3 protein-coding genes are annotated in these 1,936 nt (G+C 59.1%); all 3 read left to right on the forward strand.

Features of this window, described 5'->3' with window-relative positions; genetic code table 11:
- A partial coding sequence (locus P7F28_RS07360) for a nitrilase-related carbon-nitrogen hydrolase (protein WP_277183861.1) occupies nt 1-535 on the forward strand: 535 nt, incomplete at its 5' end.
- 318 nt (nt 536-853) lie between these two features.
- Nucleotides 854-1,651 (forward strand): alpha/beta fold hydrolase, encoded by a 798-nt coding sequence (locus tag P7F28_RS07365; RefSeq protein ID WP_277183862.1) that lies wholly within the window; start codon nt 854-856, stop codon nt 1,649-1,651.
- A gap of 36 nt (nt 1,652-1,687) precedes the next feature.
- A partial coding sequence (locus P7F28_RS07370) for an alpha/beta fold hydrolase (RefSeq protein WP_277183863.1) occupies nt 1,688-1,936 on the forward strand: 249 nt, incomplete at its 3' end.

The raw sequence follows: 1,936 nt of genomic DNA on the forward strand, positions 1-1,936 counted from the left end.
CACTGTCGGCCGCGTTGGCCAGCTCGCTTGCTGGGAACACTACAACCCCCTCGCGCGCTATGCGCTGATAGCTGACGGTGAGGAGATCCATTCGGCAATGTATCCTGGCTCATTCGCGGGTGACCTGTTCTCAGAGCAGATTTCCGTCAACATCCGCCAGCATGCACTAGAGGCAGCCGCGTTTGTTGTCAATGCGACCGCTTGGCTCGCGCCCGAGCAGCAGCAGCAGATCCTCAAGGATACCAACACGACCCAGGTTGGTCCGATTTCAAACGGCTGCTTCACCGCGATCGTCTCGCCGGAAGGCGAGTATATGGGTGGCGATCCGCTTCGCGAGGGTGAGGGCGAAATAATCGCCGCACTCGATTTCTGGCAGATTGACAAGCGCAAACGGATGATGGACTCGCGAGGTCACTACAGCCGGCCCGACGTGCTCAGCCTCGTGATCGATCGTACGCCACGTCACCACATGTCGGAGCGCGTGTTGAAAGCGCCCGACGACGAGTCTGTCAAGGATTCCGAACTACTGTATTGAACGGGCGCGGTCGCGGTCGTTCAATTCCGATGGCAGTGACGAGCCGTCCGATGACTGCAGGCTAGACACAAGGGCATCTTACAGGGTGCTCCGTCAGCAAGTTCATCCAGACCATGGTCGAACATGCTTTAGCGAAGTCGGTAGTCAACTAAATCAGTTCGCGAAGTCCACATCCGATCTACTCGATGTCTATGCATCCGGCGCATAAGTAAAACCCACAATAGCTGGCTTCTAACCCCGCGCTCGATGCAAGACAATAAATCCTGAAATAAGCGGCAGTCCGCCGCGAAACCTTACTCTTAATGACGGAGATCGTGCATGAACAGGATACGGCTTTCGGCACTTGTGCCTTTGCTGATGGTGGCTGGCGGACTCGCGGCCGCACGCGCAGACACAAACAAGCCGCCGATCGTGCTGGTGCATGGGGCTTGGGAGACGTCGTCGATTTGGGATGGAGTTGCCGTGAAGCTTAAGCATGACGGCTATAGCGTCCAGGTCGTGACGCTGCCTGGCCGGCCCGGCAATCCAATGCCAGCGGATCAGGTATCAATGGACAGTTACCGCAACGCCATTGTCGCGGCTATTGCAAACGACAGGGAACCGGTCGTGCTGGTTGGCCACAGCTTCGCCGGTTTCCCTATCTCTGCGGTTGCCGAAGCTGAGCCGGGCAAGATCAGGACGCTCGTCTATCTTGCAGCGTACCTGCCTCAGGATGGGCAATCGCTCTTGGGCGTTGCCACCAACGACAAGGGCAGCAAGGCTGGCCCCGCCGTGCAGATTGATAAGGACAACGGCATTTCCACCATCGCACCGGACGCGCGGGCCGGGTTATTTGCTAACGATGCGCCGCCGGAAGTTCGCGCGATGGTCGCGAGCGCCATCGTTCCCGAACCGCTGGCGCCACTCGCAACCCCCGTGCACCTGACCGCAAAGTTCGCCCGTGTGGACAAGGTCTACATCCACACGGCACGCGACCAGGTCGTGAGCCCGGAACTGCAGGCCGCAATGGTCGCGGCGATGCCCGTGCGGAAACAACAGACGCTCGACACCGGCCACACACCGTTCGTCACCGATCCAAACGGCGTGGCAGCAGCGATCGAAGCATCGATCGGCTAACGCAGACCGCATCATCCGGCACCAGGAGAAGTCCCAATGGATACACCTAAGTTTATCGAGCATCGGATCCCCGTTACTGGCGGCTCCCTATATGTTCGCGATTATGCGGGCAACGGCCCCGCCTTCGTCCCGATGCACGGTTTTCCGGACAACCTGCATATCTACGACGAGATCATCCCCTATCTCGTCAGCGCTGGCCGCCGTGTTGTCGCCTTTGACTTTCTCGGATTCGGCTTCTCGGACAAGCCAGGCCAAGGCTACAGCTTCGCGCAGCAAATGGGCGAC

Origin of the sequence: Caballeronia sp. BR00000012568055 (genome assembly GCF_029439455.1) — a bacterium.
In the GTDB taxonomy this organism is placed as follows: Bacteria; Pseudomonadota; Gammaproteobacteria; order Burkholderiales; family Burkholderiaceae; genus Caballeronia.